The organism is Affinirhizobium capsici (assembly GCF_977018625.1).
In genome coordinates, this window is record NZ_CDRNXD010000003.1 from 142080 (window position 1) to 163583 (window position 21504).

General features: G+C 60.9%; 14 protein-coding genes and 4 pseudogenes. 14 read left to right on the forward strand and 4 right to left on the reverse strand.

The genetic code is table 11. From position 1 onward, the window contains the following. Positions 1 to 95 precede the first annotated feature (95 nt). The 3 genes from AC0JZ1_RS03375 to AC0JZ1_RS03385 are packed head-to-tail and all read left to right on the forward strand — an operon-like array spanning position 96 to position 5534. On the forward strand, positions 96 to 848 hold the full coding sequence (locus AC0JZ1_RS03375; protein WP_471881029.1) for an ImuA family protein: 753 nt from the start codon (positions 96 to 98) through the stop codon (positions 846 to 848). Continuing rightward, the gene (locus tag AC0JZ1_RS03380; RefSeq protein WP_471881030.1) at positions 769 to 2280 is read left to right on the forward strand and encodes a Y-family DNA polymerase; all 1512 of its coding nucleotides are present in this window, start codon (positions 769 to 771) and stop codon (positions 2278 to 2280) included. Before AC0JZ1_RS03375 ends, AC0JZ1_RS03380 begins: the two co-directional genes overlap by 80 nt. After that, a complete protein-coding gene (locus AC0JZ1_RS03385; protein WP_471881031.1) occupies positions 2277 to 5534 on the forward strand; it encodes an error-prone DNA polymerase in 3258 nt (1085 codons plus the stop codon). The genes AC0JZ1_RS03380 and AC0JZ1_RS03385 overlap by 4 nt, the downstream gene beginning before the upstream one ends. Positions 5535 to 5574: 40 nt before the next feature. Here AC0JZ1_RS03385 and AC0JZ1_RS03390 read toward each other — a convergent pair whose 3' ends face one another. Further along, positions 5575 to 6426: a DUF3800 domain-containing protein gene (locus AC0JZ1_RS03390; protein ID WP_140831979.1), complete on the reverse strand. Its 852-nt coding sequence runs from the start codon at positions 6424 to 6426 to the stop codon at positions 5575 to 5577. A 495-nt stretch (positions 6427 to 6921) separates the two neighbouring features. Here AC0JZ1_RS03390 and AC0JZ1_RS03395 point away from each other — a divergent pair, with 495 nt between their 5' ends. From AC0JZ1_RS03395 to AC0JZ1_RS03415, 5 genes and pseudogenes are all read left to right on the forward strand, one after another. Further along, complete coding sequence (locus tag AC0JZ1_RS03395; protein WP_025419229.1) at positions 6922 to 7098, forward strand: hypothetical protein; 177 nt, start codon at positions 6922 to 6924, stop codon at positions 7096 to 7098. Between the two features lie 215 nt (positions 7099 to 7313). Continuing rightward, complete coding sequence (locus AC0JZ1_RS03400) at positions 7314 to 8279, forward strand: DUF3991 and toprim domain-containing protein (protein ID WP_471881032.1); 966 nt, start codon at positions 7314 to 7316, stop codon at positions 8277 to 8279. Positions 8280 to 8420: 141 nt separating this feature from the next. Then, positions 8421 to 9029 carry a DUF1419 domain-containing protein gene (locus AC0JZ1_RS03405; protein WP_471881033.1) on the forward strand — a complete coding sequence of 203 codons (609 nt, stop codon included), beginning with the start codon at positions 8421 to 8423 and terminating at the stop codon, positions 9027 to 9029. A 13-nt stretch (positions 9030 to 9042) separates the two neighbouring features. After that, positions 9043 to 9444: a DUF3085 domain-containing protein gene (locus AC0JZ1_RS03410; protein WP_471881034.1), complete on the forward strand. Its 402-nt coding sequence runs from the start codon at positions 9043 to 9045 to the stop codon at positions 9442 to 9444. A gap of 101 nt (positions 9445 to 9545) precedes the next feature. Then, a pseudogene (locus AC0JZ1_RS03415) lies at positions 9546 to 12590 on the forward strand (DEAD/DEAH box helicase family protein); the annotation flags it as partial. On the opposite strand, the gene AC0JZ1_RS03420 reads toward AC0JZ1_RS03415, so the two are convergent. Next, positions 12585 to 13541: an IS481 family transposase gene (locus AC0JZ1_RS03420; protein WP_471881035.1), complete on the reverse strand. Its 957-nt coding sequence runs from the start codon at positions 13539 to 13541 to the stop codon at positions 12585 to 12587. The pseudogene AC0JZ1_RS03415 and the gene AC0JZ1_RS03420 overlap by 6 nt on opposite strands. A gap of 105 nt (positions 13542 to 13646) precedes the next feature. On the opposite strand from AC0JZ1_RS03420, the gene AC0JZ1_RS03425 reads away from it, so the two are divergent. Next, the gene (locus tag AC0JZ1_RS03425) at positions 13647 to 15677 is read left to right on the forward strand and encodes a helicase-related protein (RefSeq protein WP_471881036.1); all 2031 of its coding nucleotides are present in this window, start codon (positions 13647 to 13649) and stop codon (positions 15675 to 15677) included. 193 nt (positions 15678 to 15870) lie between these two features. On the opposite strand, the gene AC0JZ1_RS03430 is transcribed toward AC0JZ1_RS03425, so the two are convergent. Then, entirely contained in the window at positions 15871 to 16806 is a 936-nt protein-coding gene (locus AC0JZ1_RS03430; protein WP_471881037.1) for an NmrA family NAD(P)-binding protein, read from the reverse strand. 74 nt (positions 16807 to 16880) lie between these two features. On the opposite strand from AC0JZ1_RS03430, the pseudogene AC0JZ1_RS03435 reads away from it, so the two are divergent. The 4 genes and pseudogenes from AC0JZ1_RS03435 to AC0JZ1_RS03450 form a co-directional block, all read left to right on the forward strand. Further along, a pseudogene (locus AC0JZ1_RS03435) lies at positions 16881 to 17678 on the forward strand (AraC family transcriptional regulator); the annotation flags it as partial. A gap of 294 nt (positions 17679 to 17972) precedes the next feature. Then, positions 17973 to 18287, forward strand: coding sequence for a hypothetical protein (locus tag AC0JZ1_RS03440; RefSeq protein ID WP_173412787.1), 315 nt, complete (start codon positions 17973 to 17975; stop codon positions 18285 to 18287). 337 nt (positions 18288 to 18624) lie between these two features. Next, positions 18625 to 20393, forward strand: a pseudogene (locus AC0JZ1_RS03445) (ParB N-terminal domain-containing protein). Further along, entirely contained in the window at positions 20390 to 20860 is a 471-nt protein-coding gene (locus tag AC0JZ1_RS03450; protein WP_471881038.1) for a hypothetical protein, read from the forward strand. The pseudogene AC0JZ1_RS03445 and the gene AC0JZ1_RS03450 overlap by 4 nt, the downstream one beginning before the upstream one ends. On the opposite strand, the gene AC0JZ1_RS03455 is transcribed toward AC0JZ1_RS03450, so the two are convergent. Then, positions 20845 to 21249, reverse strand: coding sequence for a hypothetical protein (locus AC0JZ1_RS03455; protein ID WP_471881039.1), 405 nt, complete (start codon positions 21247 to 21249; stop codon positions 20845 to 20847). The genes AC0JZ1_RS03450 and AC0JZ1_RS03455 overlap by 16 nt on opposite strands. Here AC0JZ1_RS03455 and AC0JZ1_RS03460 point away from each other — a divergent pair. Beyond that, positions 21248 to 21504: pseudogene (locus AC0JZ1_RS03460) on the forward strand (hypothetical protein); the annotation flags it as partial. The gene AC0JZ1_RS03455 and the pseudogene AC0JZ1_RS03460 sit on opposite strands and share 2 nt — an antisense overlap.

Sequence of the window (21504 nt, forward strand, 5' to 3'; positions counted from 1 at the left end):
TGACTCTTCATGCGCATAAGAACAGATAGTGAACATATTGCCCGCCCGACATGATGTCGATCCCGCCAACGCGACCTTGAAGGGAGCCGTGAACGATGACTGCTGCCCGCCAGAAGGTAATCTGTGATTTGCGCGAGCGCATCGCGTCGCTGGAGGGTGCACAGGCCAGACGTGCCGGCTGTCTTCCATTCGGGCTGGCTGAGCTCGATGCGGTCCTGCCGGGCGGCGGGCTTGCCTTCGGGGCGCTGCATGAGTTCGCGGGCGGAGGTTCGGGTACCGTCGATGGCGCGGCCGCCGCGCTCTTCGTTGCCGGAATAGCCGCGCGAACCAAAGGGCCCGTCATCTGGTGTCTGACGAGACCGGATCTGTTTTTTCCGGCGCTTGCCCAGGTCGGTCTTCACCCCGATCGCGTGATTTTCGTCGAGTCCGACCGGGAAGAAGATGTGCTGGCCAATATGGATGAGGGCCTGTCGTTTGGCGGTCTCGGGGCGGTCGTCGGCGAACTTGTCCGCCTGCCGATGGTCAGTTCCCGACGCCTGCAGCTGGCGGCCGAGCGAACCGGGACCATGGCGCTTGCTGTCCGCCGATGGCGAAGGCAGACGGAGGCGAATGATTTTGGCCAGCCGACGGCGTCAACCACCAGATGGCGGGTGAGTGTGATGCCGTCCGAGGAGCTGCCAGTTCCGGGGGTGGGCAGGCCTCAATGGTTTCTGGAATTGATGCGCGTGAAAGCGGGTGAGTGTGCTGAGTTTCTCGTGAGAGCGTGTGATGACAAGGGTCGTATCCATTTATCTTCCGGATCTGCCGACCGATCGAATACGGCGCGCAGATCCCTCCATTCCGCCTGAGCAGGCCATCGCTGTGATCGCCAAGTCCGGGTCGAAGCGATGGGTCTCTGCCGCCGATGCGGCCGCTCGCAAAGCGGGCGTGAGAGCAGGGATGCCGGCCGCGAAAGCACAGGCCATCTTCCGCGACTTAATGATGGTCGAGGCCGACCCCGCGCTCGACGCCGCGGCACTGGAGCGGATCACCCTCTGGGCACTGACCGTGTATTCGCCGATCGTGGCCGTCGACGGGATCGACGGCATCGTGATGGATACTGAAGGTGCGGATCACCTGCAGGGTGGCGAGCTCGCCATGGTGACAAAGATCGCCAACCAGTTTCTGGGCAGGAAGCTGACTGCCCGTGTGGCGGTCGCCGACAGCTGGGGTGCCGCCCATGCCTGCGCCCGCGCCATCAATCGCGAGACAGTTGTCGTTCCACCCCGCGACACGGTCCGTGCCGTTGAGAAGCTGCCAATCTCGCTCCTGCGTCTGCCGACAAAGATCGTTAGCGATCTCCGCATCCTCGGCTTCCAGACGATCGGGGAGCTTGCCAACACCCCGCGAGCGCCGCTGACCCTCCGCTTCGGTCCAGAGGTCGGCCGCCGTCTCGACCAGATGCTCTGCCGTATCGCCGAGCCTATCGAGCCGATCCGGACGCCTGAGCTGGTCGAAGTCTCGAAAGCCTTCGCTGAACCGATTGGCGCTCCCGAAACGATCAACAAATATGTCGGCCGCCTCGTCGTCCAGCTGGTCGATGAGCTTCAGAAGCGCGGCCTTGGGGTGCGCCGTGCCGACCTGATCGTCGAGAAGGTCGACGGTACCAGGCAGGCCATTCGCGCAGGCACCGCCAAACCCGCCCGCGATGTCGCCTGGCTGACGAAACTGTTTAGGGACCGGACCGAAAAGATCGAGCCGGGTTTCGGGATCGAGAAGCTCATCCTTGTAGCCGTTCTGGCCGAGCCATTGGAAGAGGCGCAGAAAGTCTCTGCTTTGGTCGAGGATGACATCACCGATGTGACGCCCCTCATCGATATCTATGGAAATCGGGGCCAGCGGGTGTATCGCGTCGCACCGGTCGCCTCCGATGTGCCGGAACGCTCCGTGAAGCGGATCAGTCCCGTTGCTGAACCGATCGCTATTGCCTGGGTCAGCCATTGGCGCCGGCCGGTCCGGCTGTTGCCGCGGCCCGAGCTGATCGAGGCGATCGCGCTGATGCCGGACCGCCCACCAGTTTCCATCGTCTGGCGCGGCAAGCGCCGTAAGGTCAAACGCGCCGATGGCCCGGAACGCATCTTCGGGGAGTGGTGGCAGCGCGACGCGGAGATGGAAGCTGTCCGCGATTACTTTGTTATTGAGGACGAATCCGGTGAACGCCTGTGGGTGTTTCGCTCAGGCGATGGTGTTGATCCTGAGACCGGATCCCATCGCTGGTTCTGCCACGGGATTTTCGCATGAGCTATGCCGAGCTTCAGGTCACGACCCACTTTTCCTTCTTGCGCGGCGCCTCCTCTGCCCAGGAATTGTTCGAGACGGCGAAACAGCTCGGTATCGATGCACTCGGCGTCGTCGATTGCAATTCGCTGGCCGGGATCGTCCGGGCGCTGGAAGCATCCCGCGCAACCGGTCTGCGCCTGGTCGTCGGCTGCCGGCTCGATCTCGCGGAAGGAATGTCCGTGCTGGTCTATCCGATGGATCGAGCCGCCTATTCGCGTCTGACGCGGTTGATCACGCTTGGCAAATCGCGTGGCGGCAAGAACAACTGCATCCTGCACTGGGACGATATCGTCGCTTACTCCGAGAGCATGATCGGCATTCTGGTGCCTGATCTGCCGGATGCTAACTGTGCCGCACAGCTGCGCAAGATGGCTGAGTTGTTTGGCGATCGCGCCTACGTTTCGCTCTGTCTGCGTCGGCGACCGAACGACCAGTTGCGGCTGCATGAGATTTCCAACATGGCGGCACGGTTCGAAGTCAAAACCGTCGTCACCAATGACGTGCTGTTTCATGAGCCGGGCCGCCGGCAATTGCAGGACATCGTCACCTGTATCCGGCACAACACCACGATCGACGATGTCGGCTTCGAGCGCGAACGTCACGCCGACCGCTACCTCAAGCCACCGGAGGAAATGGAACGCCTGTTTCCGCGCTACGCGCAAGCACTGGCGCGAACCCTGGAAATCGTGCGTCGCTGCAAATTCTCGCTTGAGGAGCTGACCTACCAATACCCGGAGGAAGCCATCGTGCCGGGCAAGGATGCCCAGGCCTCGCTGGAGCATTATGTCTGGGAATGTGCACCCGACCGGTATCCGGAAGGCCTGCCACCGGATGTTTTGAAGACCGTCCGGCACGAGCTCGATCTCATCCGCACGATGAAATACGCGCCTTACTTCCTGACGGTGTTTTCGATCGTACGTTTTGCCAGAAGCCAGGGCATTCTCTGCCAGGGCAGGGGGTCCGCCGCCAATAGCGCTGTCTGCTATATTCTCGGCATCACATCGATCGACCCCTCAACCAATGACCTTCTCTTCGAGCGTTTCGTCAGCCAGGAACGCGACGAGCCGCCGGATATTGATGTCGACTTCGAGCATGAACGGCGCGAGGAGGTCATCCAGTGGATCTACAAGACCTACACCAAGGACAAGGCGGCCCTCTGCGCAACCGTCACCCGTTACCGGGCCAAGGGCGCAATCCGCGATGTCGGCAAGGCACTCGGCTTACCTGAAGATGTCATCAAGGCACTATCGTCAGGCATGTGGTCCTGGTCGGAAGAGGTTCCCGACCGAAACATCAGGGAACTCAATCTCAACCCCGACGACCGGCGCTTAACGCTCACCCTGAAACTCGCGCAGCAGCTGATGGGTGCGCCTCGGCATCTGGGGCAGCACCCCGGCGGTTTTGTCCTCACCCATGACCGGCTGGACGACCTCGTGCCGATCGAGCCGGCGACGATGAAAGATCGGCAGATCATCGAATGGGACAAGGACGATGTCGAGGCTCTGAAATTCATGAAGGTGGATGTCTTGGCGCTCGGGATGCTCACCTGCATGGCCAAGGCCTTTGATCTCATTCGAGAGTACAAGGGGGAAGATATTGATCTCTCGAACATCAGCCAAGAGGATGCCGCGACCTATGCGATGATCCGCAAGGCTGACACGCTCGGCACCTTTCAGATCGAAAGCCGTGCGCAGATGGCGATGCTGCCACGGTTAAAGCCGCGCACCTTCTATGATCTCGTCGTGCAGGTGGCGATCGTGCGGCCGGGCCCAATCCAGGGTGACATGGTGCATCCCTATCTCCGCCGTCGCGAAGGCAAGGAGCCGGTCGAGTATCCGACACCCGAGTTGGAGGCGGTGCTCGGCAAGACGCTGGGCGTGCCACTGTTTCAGGAGAGCGCCATGCGCGTTGCGATGGTCTGCGCCGGCTTTACCGGCGGCGAGGCGGACCAGCTGCGCAAGTCGATGGCAACCTTCAAGTTCACTGGCGGCGTCTCGCGGTTTAAGGACAAGCTGGTGTCCGGCATGGTAAAGAACGGATATTCGCCCGAGTTTGCCGAAAAGACCTTTTCGCAGCTGGAAGGTTTCGGCTCCTACGGCTTTCCGGAAAGTCATGCGGCCTCATTTGCGTTGATTGCCTACGCGTCGAACTACATCAAGTGCCATTATCCGGATGTGTTTTGCGCAGCCCTTCTCAACAGCCAGCCAATGGGTTTTTATGCTCCGGCCCAGATCGTCGGGGACGCGATCAAGCATGGCGTCGAGGTGCGGCCGGTCTGCGTCAACCGCTCGCGATGGGACTGCACGCTGGAAAGGATCGGCAGCACTGATCGACATGCTGTTCGGTTGGGTTTCCGGCAGGTTAAAGGGCTGGCTGTCGCTGACGCAGCACGGATCGTTGCAGCGCGCATGGACAATGCGTTCGCCTCAGTCGATGATATGTGGCGCCGGTCGAGTGTTCCGACGGAAGCGCTTGTCCAGCTGGCAGAGGCCGATGCCTTCCTGCCATCGCTCAAACTCGAACGACGCGATGCGCTCTGGGCTATCAAGGCGCTGCGCGACGAGCCCTTGCCCCTGTTTGCAGCCGCGGCTGAGCGCGAGATGGCAGCCATTGCGGAACAGCAGGAGCCGGAGGTCGCGCTTCGGCAAATGACTGACGGACACAACGTTATAGAGGATTACAGTCATGTTGGGCTGACGCTGCGCCAGCATCCCGTTGCCTTCCTCCGCAAGGATCTCTCGGAGCGAAACATCATCACCTGTGCCGAGGCGATGAACGCCCGCGATGGCCGATGGGTTTACACCGCTGGACTCGTGCTGGTGCGGCAGAAGCCGGGATCGGCCAAGGGTGTCATGTTTATCACCATCGAGGACGAGACTGGACCGGCCAACGTCGTTGTCTGGCCCACTCTGTTCGAGAAGCGTAGGCGCATCGTGCTGGGATCGTCGATGATGGCGATCAACGGGCGGATCCAGCGGGAAGGGGAGGTCGTCCATCTCGTCGCCCAGCAACTCTTCGATCTCTCAGGCGATCTGGTTGGCCTTGCCGATCGGGATACGGAGTTCAGGCTGCCGGCCGGGAGAGGCGATGAGTTCGCGCATGGAGGTGGCGGGCCGGAATCGCGCGATCGGCTAAAGCCGGTCGTTCCGCGCGACATGTTCGTGCCCGACCTTCATATCGATACGCTGAAGGTGAAGAGCCGGAATTTTCACTGAAATATCTTCAAACCGGGTGTGTCGAGGGAGCGCATGCACCTCAAAAACCGCTTTGATCCTCAGGCGTAGAGACTTGGGATGCGGCGGCAATAGTTTTCGGGGTTGCCTTCGGAAAAGGGTGAGCTGGAACTGGAAGCGAAGCGAGACGCGCCTCTGTCTCCGGCGAGACGTGACAGCGCAGACCTGAGACTGGCCCGATGCCATACCGGGCAAAGTAAGGCCTTATGAGGTCGTAGCCACGCTGGTCGCCTGACTGGAAGTGACGGAAAATCCAGTAGGCGATCAAATCCGCCATCTGAATCAGGCGCGATGCCCTCGAATCCAGAAAAAGTGGGACTTCAGCAAAGTTGCGAAGTTGGCCATTGGCATGCCCCACGTGCTTAAACACATGAGAGAGGGTTTGGATTTTCTCCTCATAGTTGCTCTTGTCGAGGATGACCAAGCCGCGCTGGGGGTTCTTTTTCTTATAAAGCGTCTTCAGATAGTCATCAAAACACGAAGCCACCTCTTCGAAGCTCCGAGCCAGAATGTCGTTCGGAGAGAAGAGCTTCTTTTCGATGACGCAGGCATAGACCTTCAACTGCAATTGCTTGTCTGCCAGTAGCGACAAGATATCGACGACGGCTTGAACTCTGTCGTTGGGAGGCACACCTTTCCAGGTACCGTTGCCCGAGCGCATTGGGTTTCCATGGAACTCGATTTCTCGAGGATTGGTTGAGCTGAAGCGCGCCGCTACAGGATCTATCTGGGCTTCCAGCCAATGCGTTTGGCGCTCGAATATGCTAAAGCCTGCAAGGACAAAGAAGTCGGAGCTTGGATCATGCGAGTGACCAGACTCGTCGAGATACAGTAGATGCAACGAATCCCCCTGAAACGAAAAAGCGGACCGCATGCGGTCCGCTCCAATTCGGTAAGCCGAGTGAAACAATCGTTCAACGCACCGACGGATCAGCGCTCTCGACTATGCTAAATATATATCGGTTACGCGTCGGCTTTTCAAGAGGCGGCTCCGCATGGCTCACAATCGCAGACGTCCAGCATTTGCGGCCTCACGTCGTCTGTGATCCGCCTCCAGCAGTGATGAGCATCGAGCCTGACCTGATGACCGGATCGAAAAGAAGATAGCATCAGGTACTCGAGGGCTACAAAAAGTTCCGCATCAGCACGATCGTTGTTTGTCGGAGGCAGGTCCATCGAGGCGTCCCAATCCCGCTCTTGATGGATGGCTTCCTGGTCCGGCCCCGGATCTCCGTCGATCAACCCGCTGACGGGGTCCGCTAGCAAGCTGCGGCCGCTTCGGCTTTGCCTTCGCGGTGATCGCGACCGGTTCCGGACACTGACGGGAGCCATCGAGCGGGAATGGCCCGCTCCAAAGATGGAGCCTCAGATGAACACCGATCTTTCTCTTGCGCAGAACCACGCCTTCCAGCTTTCCCGCACCCTCATGGTTCCGGTCACACTGTTCAGGTCCGGCGACGAGTTCGGCGTTCTGCCGAGCGACGAACTCGACGATGAAGACGATCTGGAGATCGTGCATGAATTCCATCCCTGGCCGGCTCATTGAGCCGGCATTCTCCGCTCCTTGATGCCGCTTGCGCGCGGCAGGCGGCAAGGGAAGCTGCGCCGCTGCTGGCAGGTCATCCGGAGCGGAATGCAAATCTGCAGATTGCCAGCCGCGCCCTTGCCCCCTTTGCTCTTCGCGGCCGCCGGAAACGGTCCCGCAAATTGCGGGAGACATGAATCTGGAGAGAAGGGCGGCGCCAAGCACCGAGAAAAATAATGGAAAAACAGAAACTGGAGGAACTTCGGGACCGCGTCCCGTGCGCGGCAGTGCTGGAACAGGCCGGTTTTGCCATCGACGTCAAGGAAAGCACCGTCAAAGCGTTGAAGTACAGACGCGATGCGGAAATCGTCATCGTCATCCATGGCGGGCGGGGATGGTTCGATCCGCTGTCCGACGCAAAAGGCGATGTCTTCGGTCTGGCGGAGCATTTGGACGGCGTGACCTTCGTTGAGGCGCTCGACCGGGTGGCCGCTCTTGTCGGCATCGTCGCCAGGGATCCTGCCTGGTCTCGACCGGCCGGAAAGCCCGCTCATAGCAGTTCCGTCTCTGAACGGTGGGCAACACGACGTAGGCCGTGGCAGGAATCCATGACTTGGCGCTATCTGCGCAGCGAGCGCTGCCTACCGGCAACGATCATTGAGGAGGCCCTCCGCAGCGATATTCTCCGGGAAGGCCCTTATGGCAGCATGTGGGCGGCGCATGTCAATGACGATGGTGTTGTTACTGGCTGGGAGGAGCGCGGTCCAGATTGGCGTGGCTTTTCGACAGGCGGTTCTAAAATTCTGTTTCGCCTTGGCTCCTCCGACGCCCTGCGTCTTTGCGTCACCGAAGCGGCGATCGACGCCATGAGCCTTGCGGCATTCGAGGGGCTGCGTGAGGGGAGCCTCTACCTCAGTACCGGCGGTGGATGGTCGCCGGCGACGGACGCGGCGGTCCGCAGGTTGGCCGCACGTCCTGGTGCGGTTCTGGCCGCGGCGACCGATGCCAACAGCCAGGGCGAGATCTTTGCCGGCCGGCTTCGTGACATTGCCGAGGAGGTTGGCTGTGACTGGCTGCGGCTGACGCCGCCGGCCGAGGACTGGAATGACGCGCAGAAAGCGCGGGAAGAAGAAAAGAAGGAAGGGAGAGCGAGGGCGCGAAGGAGAGGCCTGCCGCATGCCCGCCGCCCGCGTCAAGGGTGAAGCTTCGCCCGCTTGAGAGCGGCCCTTGACCCGTCCGGACAGAGAGGCGGCCTGAGGGGAGGGGTCATGAAGGACTGAAGAGGATGGTAAGCCGTCGGGCAGCACCGCACTTCGGTCCGGACAGGGCCAAAGGAGCCGCCAATGAACACCCCTTCCGCAATCCGTAAAGTCTACCAGGGCACCGCCGAACGCCATCAGATGTTCCGCATGTTCGATCGGCATGCACAGCGTCCTCACCGTTTCGAGGGTGATGCGAGCTCGCTTTATGCTGGCGAGTGGTTTGAAATTACCGAGCGTGAACATGATTACATGTTCGAGATCCTCCCGCCGCTTTGGATCCGTGGCTCGATGTTCGCCATGCGCGAATTCCTGACCGGATCCGTCACATCGGTTTTCTTTGCGCTGCGGATCGACGGGGTCATCCGTCACTTCCATGGATATTGTGATCTCTCTGACCGTGGGTCGGTAGAGGACATGCGTCTAGCGATCGTCGAACGCGAAACGCGCCCAGTGCGCGCGATGACGCGGGACGAGCGCCTCGAGCACATCTGGAGCGCCACGGCGGACGCCTATCGCGGCTACTCCGATGAAACTGCCGCGCAGTATCTGCCGGGTCAACGTGTCATCGCTCTCTACACAGGGGCTGGATCTGCCAGGTTAAAGCTTCTCGACGACCTGACCGGCGACGAGATCGCCAGCAAGCTGCCCGTCCAACTGCGCCATCTTCCCGCCGCGGCGGTTGCAGCGTGAGGAGGCGCTTTCCATGCTATCGTTTCCGATTGAAACCGTGCGGGCGGTGATCGCTCGCGGTCGCGCTGACGCGGAAGGCAATGGCGGCTTTCGCAATCCGCATTACGGTCTCCATCCCGGTCGTGACGAGCAGCCTGGCGTCTGGTTGGTCGGTGATCACGGTGTTTACCTGTGCTCGAACGGCAAATTACCGGACGGCGGAAGGCCGTTCGTCGCTTACGCACTCGAATGCGATCCTCGCACGAACGACGACTGGTTCGAGGTCAAGCGCAGGAAGTTCGGGGGAGATGACGGCGTCGAATTCATCGATGCCGTGCAACTGGAGACCATGATCGCCGCCACCCCCAAAGCGAGACATCTCGGCATCACCTTTGATGAAGACTCGATGGAACTCTTCATCATCGAGTGGTCGTAACGTCCCGGCTCGCAGCAGGATTCCTAACGTCAATCAGCGTCCGTTCGCCGCCAATCGTCCTGGCGGGACGATGACGCGCGCTTTCACAAGGAGAATCTGACATGAGCAACGATCCTTTCACGCTTGACATGTTTGGTAACACCGCACTCTCGTCTGGCCTTGCGCTCGGCGTCACCGCCTTCGGCAGCTTCTCGCCTGACGCCGCCAATGACGACGATCCGGATCCCTTGCCACCGGCGCCTGCGCCTGCTCTGGCAATTGCAGCTGCATCTGCCCGGCGCGCCGGGCTTCGGGCAAACTTCTATCTCCACGGCGACCGCGACTTACCTTCGTCCTGGAAGGATCGCGCCCGTGCGAATGTTGCGGCGATCCTTGTTGCCGACGGCATTGCCAAGCAGGACCGGCCGGCGACACCAAAGGAGCAGGCGCAGTTAATCCGCTTTACCGGCTTTGGCTCCGGCGAGCTCGCCAACGGCATGTTCCGCCGTCCGGGCGAGGTTGATTTCCGGCCGGGCTGGGACGATCTCGGCTCCTCGCTCGAGACTGCGGTTTCCGAAGCCGACTATGCGTCGCTAGCACGCTGCACCCAATATGCCCACTTTACCCCGGAGTTCATCATCCGGGCGATCTGGGCGGGCATCCAAAGGCTCGGTTGGCGCGGCGGGCGCGTGCTGGAACCGGGCATCGGCACTGGCCTCTTCCCCGCGCTGATGCCGGAGCCCTATCGTGACGCTACCTTTGTCACCGGGATCGAACTCGACCCCGTCACCACGCGTATCGTCGGTCTGCTGCAGCCGAGGGCCCGGATCATCAATGGTGACTTTGCTCGCACCGATCTGGCGCCGATCTACGATCTTGCAATCGGCAATCCACCCTTTTCCGATCGCATGGTCCGCTCGGACCGCGCTTATCGGTCGCTCAGTCTTCGTCTGCATGACTATTTCATCGCACGCTCCATCGACCTCTTGAAGCCGGGCGCTCTCGCAGCCTTCGTCACCTCCCATGGCACGATGGACAAGGCGGATGCGACAGCGCGGGAGCATATTGCCAAATCCGCCGACCTGATCGCGGCGATCCGGCTGCCTGAGGGCAGCTTTCGCCGCGACGCCGGCGCGGATGTTGTCGTCGACATCCTGTTCTTCCGCAAGCGGAAGGCCGGTGAGCCGGAAGGCAATCAGTTGTGGCTCGATGTCGATGAGATCAGGCCGGCTGCAGACGATGAAGGCGCCATCCGCGTCAATCGTTGGTTCGCCCGGCATCCCGACTTCGTGCTCGGTCGCCACTCGCTGACGTCGGGACCATTTGGCGAGACCTACACCTGCTTGCCGCGCGCAGGAGAGGATCTTGAGGCCGTCCTCGCCTCTGCCATAGAACTTCTGCCGGCCGATCTGTATGACGGCGAGCCGACGCCCAACGATTTCGACCTGGAGGACGAACTCGGCGAGATCGTCGACCTGCAGCCGAAGGACAGTTTTGTCCGCGAGGGCAGTTTCTTCTTCGACCGGTCGAAGGGTCTGATGCAGATGCTCGATGGCTCAGCCGTGCCGGTCACCATGCGCAAGGGTCGCTCGGGCGACGGGGTCTCAGAGAAGCATATCCGGATCATTTCGAAACTGATCCCGATCCGCGACGCCGTGCGCGAGGTTCTGAAGGCGCAGGAAACCGGTCGGCCCTGGCGTGACAGCCAAGTCCGCCTGCGCATCGCCTGGTCGAGCTTCGTACGCGACTTCGGACCGATCAACCACACGACCGTCTCCATCCAGGAGGACCCGGAGACCGGCGAGGTGAAAGAGACCCATCGCCAGCCGAACCTCGCGCCCTTCCGCGACGACCCCGATTGCTGGCTGGTGGCGTCGATCGAAGACTATGACCTGGAGACCGACACGGCGAAGCCGGGTCCGATCTTCGCTACCCGCGTGATCGCTCCGCCGATGTCGCCTGTCATCACCAGTGCGGCTGATGCGCTGGCGGTCGTACTCAACGAACGCGGTCATGTCGATCTCGATCATATCGCCGAACTGCTGCATCTCGACGTTTCCACTGTTATTGCCGATCTCGCCGACGAGGTGTTTCGCGACCCGACTGACGGATCCTGGCAGACGGCCGACGCCTATCTTTCCGGCGCGGTGCGCACCAAGCTCGTGGCAGCACAAGCCGCGGCCGAGCTGGATCCTGCCTATGAGCGCAACGTGCGAGCGCTTCAGGATGTTCAGCCGGCCGATCTGCGACCCTCCGACATCACCGCCCGTCTCGGCGCCCCCTGGATCCCGGCCGCCGATGTCGTCGCCTTCGTCAAGGAGACGATGGAAGCCGACATCCGCATTCACCATATGCCGGCGCTCGGTTCCTGGACGGTGGACGCGCGGCAGCTTGGGCTTTCGGCCGCTGGCACGTCGGAATGGGGCACCAGCCGACGCCATGCCGGGGAATTGCTCGCCGATGCGCTCAACAGCCGGGTCCCGCAGATCTTCGACACCTTCAAGGATGTCGATGGTGAGCGGCGCGTTCTCAATGTCGTCGATACCGAGGCCGCCCGCGACAAGCTGCAGAGGATCAAGCAGGCGTTTCAGGACTGGGTCTGGACCGATCCCGATCGCACCGATCGGCTGGCGCGCGATTACAACGATCGCTTCAACAATATCGCGCCGCGCAAATTTGACGGCTCGCATCTGAAGCTACCGGGCGCCTCAGGCGCCTTTGTTCTTTACGGCCACCAGAAGCGCGGCATCTGGCGGATCATCGCCGATGGCTCTACCTATCTCGCCCATGCCGTCGGAGCCGGGAAGACCATGACCATGGCGGCGGCGATCATGGAACAGCGCCGGCTTGGGCTGATCGCCAAGGCGATGCTGGTCGTACCCGGCCATTGCCTGGCGCAGGCGGCCCGGGAGTTTCTGGCGCTCTACCCCAATGCTCGCATTCTTGTCGCCGACGAGACGAACTTTACCAAGGACAAGCGTGCCCGTTTCCTGTCGCGGGCGGCAACTGCCACCTGGGATGCGATCATCATCACCCATTCGGCGTTTCGCTTCATCGCCGTGCCCTTGGCCTTCGAACAGAAGATGATCCAGGATGAGTTGCAGCTCTACGAGGATCTGCTGACCAAGGTCGATAGCGAAGACCGCGTCTCGCGCAAGCGCCTAGATGTGGAGCCTCAAGAGGTTGTCCCGGTTCAGACTGAGGCGACTGATGGGTGTTTTTGATTTTAGGCTGCCGTGCGGTCGATGCCAATTGTACTTGTGGGTCCAATGCGGAAGATGTGCTTTGCGGTGTTCTGATGAAGGATAGGCGCAAGCATAGGCCCATTCGCGCAAGGCAGTCTGGATGAAGCGTTCGGCCTTGCCGTTGGTCTTGGGGGTATAGGGTTTGGTGCGGATGTGCTTGAGCCCGAGCGCCTTGCAGGCCTTTGCGAAGTCCTTGGCTTTGTAGCATGAGCCATTGTCGGTCATGACGCGCGTGACGGTGACGCCGAGACTGGCGTAATAGGCAACCGCCGCCTTGAGAAAGGCAATGGCGCTGACGGCTTTCTCATCGGGGAAGATATCCGTGAAGGCGATACGAGAGGCGTCGTCGATACAAACGTGGACATACTCCCAGCCGACACCGCGTGAGTTGCTCTGTCCGGTTCGGTCGCCGGTGATGCGGTGGCCGACGCGCTCGAAACGACCGAGACGTTTGATATCGAGATGGATCAGTCCGCCTGGCTTTGCATATTCGTAACGAACAACCGGTTGCGCCGGTTCGATATCCTTCATGCGCGATAGACCCGCGCGCTTGAGAACGCGGCTGACGGTGGCGGGTGACACCCGCGTTTCCAGAGCGATGTGCTTGCCGGTCAGGCGCTGGCGGCGAAGCGTGATGATGCGCTGCGCCAGCGCCTGATCCGTCTGCCGTGGGCTTGTTTGGGGACGCGACGAGCGATCGGCCATCGCAGCACGTCCACCCTGCTCAAATCGCTTGACCCAGCGCGACACGACCTTGGCGCAAACGGCATAAGCGCGGGCAGCTTGCGTCTTCGTGAGTTTGCCAGAAAGAACGGCGATGGCCATTTCCGCTCGACGCAGCGGCGTCAGTCGGGCATTCTTATGGATGTTCATTCGGAGCGATCCTGGAAGACTGAGGTGTGGTAACTCCAGTCTCCTAAATCTGCTCCGAATGGACAACCTCCTGAAAGCTCACACCTAGAGCGGTTGAAGGAAGGATTGCAGGAGCGGCTCCAAGGCCTGGCGATGCGCAAGGACGATCTTCTGACCATCTCGGAGATGGGTGTCGACCAAATCGTCGTCGATGAAGCGCAGGAATTCCGAAAGCTTTCCTTTGCCACCAATATGTCGACGTTGAAGGGCATCGATCCAAACGGCTCGCAGCGCGCCTGGGATCTCTATGTCAAATCCCGTTATATCGAAACGAGGAACCCCGGCCGCGCGCTGGTTCTCGCCTCAGGCACGCCGATCACCAACACGCTCGGCGAAATGTTTTCCATCCAGCGCCTGCTCGGCCATGCCGCGCTTGCCGAGCGCGGGTTGCACGAGTTCGACGCCTGGGCATCCTGCTTCGGTGACACGACGACCGAACTCGAAATCCAGCCGTCGGGCAAATACAAGCCGGTCAGCCGCTTTGCCTCCTTCGTCAACGTGCCCGAGCTGATCGCCATGTTCCGGTCGTTCGCCGACGTCGTCATGCCGGAGGATCTCCGGCAATATGTGAAGGTGCCCAACATCTCGACCGGGCGGCGGCAGATCCTGACGGCCAAGCCGACCGCCCTGTTCAAGACCTATCAGCAGATGCTCGATGGCCGGATCAAGGCGATCGAGAAGCGTGAGGGGCCGACCAAGCCCGGCGACGATATTCTGCTCTCCGTCATCACCGATGGTCGCCACGCGGCGATCGATCTTCGTTTCGTCGTGCCGGGGGCCGAGAATGAGGAGGATAACAAGCTCAATCTGCTCATCCGTAATGCTTATCGGATCTGGCAGGAGAATGGGGACACGATCTATCGTCGCCCAGACGGGAAGGATTTTGATCTGCCGGGTGCGGCGCAGATGATCTTTTCCGATCTCGGCACCATCAGTGTCGAGAAATCCCGCGGCTTCTCGGCCTACCGCTTCATCCGCGACGAGCTGATCCGGCTCGGCGTACCGGCATCTCAGATTGCCTTCATGCAGGATTACAAGAAGACCGAGGCGAAGCAGCGGCTGTTCGGTGATGTCCGCGCCGGCAAGGTTCGATTTCTGATCGGTTCGTCGGAGACGATGGGCACCGGTGTCAACGCGCAGCTCCGCCTGAAGGCTCTCCACCATCTCGATGTGCCATGGCTGCCGTCGCAGATCGAGCAGCGGGAGGGACGGATCGTTCGCCAGGGCAATCAGCACGAGGAGGTCGATATATTCGCCTATGCTACCGAAGGCTCACTCGACGCCTCCATGTGGCAAAATAATGAGCGCAAGGCCAGGTTCATCGCTGCCGCTTTGTCTGGTGATACGTCGATCCGGCGACTGGAGGATATCGGTGAGGGCGCTGCCAACCAGTTTGCAATGGCAAAGGCCATCGCCTCTGGCGACGAGCGGCTGATGCAAAAGGCAGGCTTGGAGGCCGATATTGCCCGGCTTGAACGATTGAGGGCCGCCCATGAGGACGATCAGTATGCCGTCCGTCGGCAGCTGCGCGATGCGGAGCGCGAGATCGAGGTAGCAACCCGGCGTATTTGCGAAATCGGGCAGGACATTGCACGACTCCGGCCGACCGGTGGTCATGCGTTTGCGATGATGGTGCTCGGTCAGGAATATACCGAGCGCAAGGAGGCCGGTCGGGCGTTGATGAAGGAGATCCTCACGCTTCTGCAGTTGCAGCGAGAAGGCGAGGTGCATCTGGCCACGATCGGCGGCTTCGATCTGGTCTACGAGGGCGAGCGCTTCGGCAAGGGCGATGGCTATCGATACCAGACGCTGCTCCAGCGTACTGGCGCAGACTACGAGATCGATCTGGCGATCACGGTCACACCACTTGGGGCAATCTTACGGCTGGAGCACGCACTCGGCGGCTTCGACGACGAAGTGTACCAGTATCGCCGGCGGCTTGAAGATGCCGAGCGACGATTGGTTTCCTACCGTTCCCGGGACGGAGGCGCTTTCGCGTTCGCAGACGACCTCAAGGAAAAGCGGCTGACGCTACGGGCAATCGAGGCTCAACTGGCGGCAGATCTGGACCACGAGACCATCGCGGCTGCTGCATAGCTGCGTTGCACAATAAATGTTTCCCCGCTGGTCAAAAATCAGGCATGACGCCTCCAGCTGATGCATATGACGGTCACCTCCCAGTTCCGTCGCAGCAGCTGTTCCCCTCTGGAGGTTATAGATCTCCACACTTCATGGGCCGCGGTTTCCGCAGGCCCATTTTTTTCGTTCTTCGTTGAGATCTAACGCAGCATTATCCTTGCGAGCTCCACGTCAGGAAAGTCTCCGGTTTGGGCCCTTCCATCCGCGCCTTCTCGATCAGCGGTCTGAGGGTGTCCTTGGCGAAGTTTTCCATTGTTGTGGGCAGAGCCGGACGATCATCGCGGAACTTGACCCGCCCATCGTTAAGAGCCGCCGCCGTGTTCTTGTCATAGACCCACCGATCGAGCGTTCCGAACCTCTCCCGGAATACCGTTTCGACCTCGTGATCGATCGGATCGACAAAGCGATAGTCCACCTCTTGACCGAGTACCCGGCCGACGATCGCGGCGATCTCGGGCATCGTGTAATCAATGCCCAGTTGCTTTACCGTCCGGTGCTGGTCACTCGGCGTGTCGAACTCTTTTGCCGCAAAATCCGCGAGGTCCTGAATGGAAACCCAGGGCGCCTTGACATCGGGAGCGAGCGTGAAACCGATCCTATCGTATTGCGCGATCGCGTTCGCCCACCTGGACAGGTCCTCCATGAACCAGCCACCCTGCAGATGCACAAGCTTGATGTCGCGTAACCGATTGAGGATCTGATCCAGGATATGGAAGCCCTGGAAATGGCCGGTGTTTCCACCGATCTCGGACCCCATTGCGGTCAGGCTCACGGCAAATTTCACGGGGGAATCCCGAAGTGCGTCGAAAAACCGAAGCGCTACCGCAGGGTAGTGCCCATGAAAGTCCTCTGCCGCCCAAAGGGTTTTGACCATCAGGAACGCAGCGTCGGCGTCTTCGAAGAACCTGGAAAGCTCACCATCCCCTGTGTCGAAGCTACCCAAGAACGGTTCAGCGCCTTTCGCGACAAGCGCGTCGAGAGCAGGCCCTCCTCTCGAAAGAACTTTGACGGAATGGCCTTTGGCCAAGAGGTTCTCTGTAAGTTTGGCGCCGATCCTGCCGGTCGCGCCAACCACGGCAATGCGCATGGTCATATCTCCTAAAATTTGGTGAGCCGATTTTTAACGGATTGCTTGTCGGGCAAAAGTGGAGATAATGCCATATGATCTCGAAATCGGGCCAACCTTCGGATAAGCCACTGTGCAGTACCGCTATCGATCTGAGCCTATCGCAGGGCCCGGCGATGGCGTTCAGGGTGGACTTCGCCGACTATGAAGCCGAGGGGGTGGAGCATCAGCACCCGCAGGGTCAGCTGATCCTGGCGCTGCATGGCGCGGTGACCTGCACAGCGGAAAGTGGGATGTGGGTCGTTCCGCCCGACTGTGGACTCTGGGTGCCCGGCGGCGTTCCTCACAGCAATAAGGTCACACCCAATGCTCGTCTGACATACCTTTTCGTCGAGCCCGGCGCGGCCATGCTTCCGGACGAATGTTGCACGCTTTCGGTATCGCCAATGCTTCGGGAGATGATCCACCGAGTGGCGGACCTGTCAGAAAGCGGCGCGCGCGACGCTCATGTCGATCGGCTCGTGCGGGTCATGCTCGATGAACTCGCGTTGATGCCGCGTGAGAGGTTGGAACTGCCCGTGTCCACTCATCCAAAGATCGCCTCGATCGCTGCGGCGCTCCTGGCAAATCCGAGCGACCGCCGAACCCTCGGCCAATGGGCTGAGCATGTCGCCGTCAGTGAGCGAACATTAAAACGACTTATGGTCGAGCAAACAGGATTAAGTTTCGGCCGTTGGCGGCGCCAGCTGCATCTGGTCATCGCGCTGCGGGAACTGGCCGGCGGCGCAACAGTCCAGCAGGTGGCAGGTGACTTGGGATACGAATCCACGACGGCCTTCATCGTCATGTTCAAGAAGGTGCTTGGCACCACACCATCGCGTTACTTTACCGATCGGCTTTTGATCGCTGAACGCGCGTCTGGCTCAATCAATCAGCCCTCATCCATGATCTCGACTCGAAATTGCTCTTCGCCGATAATATCTGACCATCACTTCCCGATGAGACGATGTCCTGCTCGCTGCAATCGCCGCGGCGTTTGACATTGTCCCGGGATACAGAAGAAGGCGCTCCCCTCACGGGTCGAGCGCCTTTTTTCTATCGGAGGCGTCCGCCGCTCAGGAGGTGCAGCATCTTGACCGCAACCGCTTGCCGATGAGATCAGCGATAAAAACACATCGCAGGGACACATGCCATATTTCCTGGTGACGCAGACATCGCTGGTCGAAGCTCAAGACGAGCAGGAGGCCGCTCAAGCGGGCGTCGACCGCCTCCGCTCTGGAGGACAGGTTACCGTTTCGGTAAAATCGGATGAAACGACGATCACGCACGTTATCGTGGCCGCAGTGGTCGAAGAGCCTCTCCCGCTTTCGCGCTCCGAGGCTGCCGATCCATCGCCTGCTGCTGCTATCCCCGAAGCCGGTCCTACTGCACCAGAAAGCAGGAAACTGATCCTGAAACGCATGAAGGCGGACGCGCTGGCCCTTCTGGGGCGCCGAACCTAATCCCGCCCTCGAAGCTCGAAGTTTGGCTGCTGCCACCATTCCATCGCCTTCGAGCGTCGGTTCGAATTGATAAGAGGGGATTGAGAAGAAAAGCAGGAAGGTGAACCGGTCGCAGATCGGTCCTCCTGCCGCCGCTTTCGCTCAACCGCCGCCTGCGTCATACCGTCCGCTTGTCCTTCGCAGGGCTGTTAGCCCCGCTCGACCTACGCAGCAGGGATGCTCGGCCGCAGTTGCGGCAGTCCGGCCGCTCGGCGGTCCGGGAGGTGTCTTCGAAAAATGAAGACAGGAAGGGCTGGCAAGGTGCCGGTCCGGAACCCTCTAGACAAGGACAAATCCCATGCAGATCATGAAGGTTGACCCGCGCGCTCTGAAGGAAAACCCTGACAGGATGCGCCAGACGAAGTCGTCGCCGCAGGCCGATGCGTTGATGTTGGCGACGATCAAGGCCGTCGGCATCGTCCAGCCACCGGTGGTCGCACCCGAAACCGATGGTGGCAACGGCTATATCATCGACGCCGGCCATCGCCGCGTGCGACTGGCCATCGCCGCCGGCCTGGAAGAAATCGAAATCCTCGTCGTGGATGCCGCCAACGATAATCCTCGTTCTTGGGGCGCGATGCGATCGATGGCGAGAACTCGGTGCGAGAGCCTCTTAACCCGGTCGATCAGTGGCGCGGCATCGAACGTCTCGTTGCTCTCGGCTGGACCGAGGAGGCGATTGCAGTCGCTCTCGCGCTTCCCGTCCGCCAGATCCGAAAGCTGCGACTGCTTGCCAACGTCCTGCCGGCCATGCTCGAACAGATGGCGTTGGGCGACATGCCGTCAGAGCAGCAGTTGCGGATCATTGCCGCCGCCGGTCAGGTGGACCAGAAGGAGGTCTGGAAGGCGCATAAGCCGAAGAAGGGCGACACCGCTCCGTGGTGGCAGATCGCCAATGCGCTGACCAAGAAGCGCATGTATGCCCGGGATGCGAACTTCGGTGACGATCTGGCTCAAGCCTATGGCATCGAGTGGGTCGAAGACCTCTTCGCGCCAGCCGACCAGGACGGTCGCTACACGACCAATGTCGAAGGCTTTCTCGGCGCCCAGCATGAGTGGATGACCGCCAACCTTCCCAAGCGTGGTGCCATCGTCGAGGTCAACAGCTGGGGCCAGCCGGAGCTGCCGAAGAAGGCGTCTCAGGTCTACGGCAAGCCGTCCAAGTCCGACCACACGGCACTCTATCTCGATCGCGATGGCAAGGTGCAGACCGTGCATTACCGCATGCCCGAGGCGCCAAAACCGAAGGGCGCTGGAGCAGGCGAATCCGCCGCGAGCAACGATGACGGCGATGCGATCGCCTCGCCGAAGGCTCGCCCCGACGTGACCCAGAAGGGCCACGACATGATCGGCGATTTTCGCACCGACGCCCTGCACGATGCGCTCGGCCGCGCGCCGATCGAGGATGACATGCTGATGGCGCTGATGGTGCTGGCCTTTGCCGGGCAGAATGTCCGTGTCGACTCCGGTGCAGATGGGACCTTCTATGGCGGCAAGCGCTTCTCGCGCCATGCCGCCTCCCTATTTGATGAGCAGGGCAAGCTCGCCTTCGATCAGGATACGCTTCGCGTCTCCGCTCGCTCGGTGCTGATCGATGTTCTCTCCTGCCGCCGGGGCATGTCGAACAGCGGCATGGTGTCCCGTATTGCAGGTGAGGCAATCGGCGCCGACGAGTTCTTGCCGAACATGGGCTCGGAGGAGTTCCTTTTGTGCCTGTCGCGCCAGGCGCTGGAAGCATCGTGCGCCGAGGCGTCCCTGCAGCCGCGGCCAAAGGTTCTTGAGACCCGCGCAGCGCTGGTCGAGCATTTCGCTAACGAACACTTCGTTCATGAGTCTGCGCGCTTTTCCCCACCAGCCGACGAGTTGCTCGACTGGATCCGGGCAAGCTCTCCCACCGATACCATCGGCACGGCCCCGCATGATGACGAAGGCGATCGTGTTGACGACCCCGCCGAGGATCAGGAACGGCAAATCGATGAGGCTGCGGATCAGAACGATCTGCAGGATCCGGATCTGTCTGACGACGAAGAGCACGACGCTGACTTCGATCAGAGGGCTGCAGCATGACCGCCGCCTGCCAGTCGAACATGGCAGCACCCACCCCCGATTTTCGGGGGTGGGTGCTGCCACCAGCGCGGACGGCTTCGTCGTCAATCTCGCGCAACACGCTGAAAATGACTGGCCATCCTTCTTCATCGGCTGCCGAAGCCCGGGGATGTGACATGATCGACATCCGCGCTTCGAAACCGCTGGCGCAAGCAATCGGCGCCCGGCGAGAGACCCAGCGGCATCTGGAATGCCTGACCCGGCAGATTATGGCGCGCGCGAGTAGGCAGGCGACGACAGTGAACGTCCAGAGCCGGACGCGTCGAAGATCCGGCCCTCGTACTTACTATCGGGAGCTCATTGACCGCCTCATCTTCGAGCGCTGGGTCGAGCTCGACATGATCACCTGCAGGCACGCGATGCAAGAGCAGGTCATCAGTGAACTCCAGCATCGCGACGATGTGCCTACGCATCATCCGGCGACATAGGTACGCCCGGAAACGGAGATGTTGGTGCTGAACTTGCCGGGCTTCGATGTCGGCGGGATGGCGGGCATGGCCATAAACCGTTCCTTGCCCCTCGAGACAGAAATCCGGACCGTGCCGGACTGCCCTTCTTCTTCGCTGCGGTCTGAACCGGCGGCCGGTCGTTTCAAGGCCGCTGTCGCGCCGCGTTGCGGCCGACCCAACCTCACTGCGCGAGGGCAGGCCCGCGTTCTCAAGCAGGTCAAGACCTGCTGGCCCTCAAACCTGCCCTGCTGGTTCAGCCGGATCTGACCTGTGAAGCCGCCCGTCCTCTGCCGGTTCTGGTCGTCCGCATCGAAGGGCAGACCGGCACGGGCCGGAACCGCTTCGGTAGCCAAGGAAGGAACAGACATGGCCAAGCCCGCGACTCCCAACCGCTCCAACGCACGGATCTCGCAACTCCGCAAAGGAGCAACCCTCGAAATGGTCCGCCTCTCCTGCCCAGACGCCATCCAGGCACTCAAGATCGCCGAAAGCTTCGGTACCAGGGTCGTCGACAGCGACGGCATCCGCAGCCTGCATGAGCGGCTGATCGTCGAGACCGCCGACAGCCTCTCCGAAGGGTTGGGCGAGAGGGCCATGCAGATCCATCTGAAGCGCATCGTCGG

Excerpts from the sequence above, each read along its gene's own strand:
- AC0JZ1_RS03390 (WP_140831979.1), bottom strand. The coding sequence starts at position 6,426 with ATGCGGTCCGCTTTTTCGTTTCAGGGGGATTCGTTGCATCTACTGTAT.
- AC0JZ1_RS03455 (WP_471881039.1), bottom strand. The coding sequence starts at position 21,249 with ATGTCTGTTCCTTCCTTGGCTACCGAAGCGGTTCCGGCCCGTGCCGGT.
- AC0JZ1_RS03405 (WP_471881033.1), top strand. The coding sequence starts at position 8,421 with ATGAACACCCCTTCCGCAATCCGTAAAGTCTACCAGGGCACCGCCGAA.
- AC0JZ1_RS03450 (WP_471881038.1), top strand. The coding sequence starts at position 20,390 with ATGACCGCCGCCTGCCAGTCGAACATGGCAGCACCCACCCCCGATTTT.
- AC0JZ1_RS03400 (WP_471881032.1), top strand. The coding sequence starts at position 7,314 with ATGGAAAAACAGAAACTGGAGGAACTTCGGGACCGCGTCCCGTGCGCG.
- AC0JZ1_RS03430 (WP_471881037.1), bottom strand. The coding sequence starts at position 16,806 with ATGCGCATTGCCGTGGTTGGCGCGACCGGCAGGATCGGCGCCAAACTT.
- AC0JZ1_RS03440 (WP_173412787.1), top strand. The coding sequence starts at position 17,973 with ATGCCATATTTCCTGGTGACGCAGACATCGCTGGTCGAAGCTCAAGAC.
- AC0JZ1_RS03385 (WP_471881031.1), top strand. The coding sequence starts at position 2,277 with ATGAGCTATGCCGAGCTTCAGGTCACGACCCACTTTTCCTTCTTGCGC.
- AC0JZ1_RS03410 (WP_471881034.1), top strand. The coding sequence starts at position 9,043 with ATGCTATCGTTTCCGATTGAAACCGTGCGGGCGGTGATCGCTCGCGGT.
- AC0JZ1_RS03380 (WP_471881030.1), top strand. The coding sequence starts at position 769 with ATGACAAGGGTCGTATCCATTTATCTTCCGGATCTGCCGACCGATCGA.
- AC0JZ1_RS03420 (WP_471881035.1), bottom strand. The coding sequence starts at position 13,541 with ATGAACATCCATAAGAATGCCCGACTGACGCCGCTGCGTCGAGCGGAA.
- AC0JZ1_RS03375 (WP_471881029.1), top strand. The coding sequence starts at position 96 with ATGACTGCTGCCCGCCAGAAGGTAATCTGTGATTTGCGCGAGCGCATC.
- AC0JZ1_RS03395 (WP_025419229.1), top strand. The coding sequence starts at position 6,922 with ATGAACACCGATCTTTCTCTTGCGCAGAACCACGCCTTCCAGCTTTCC.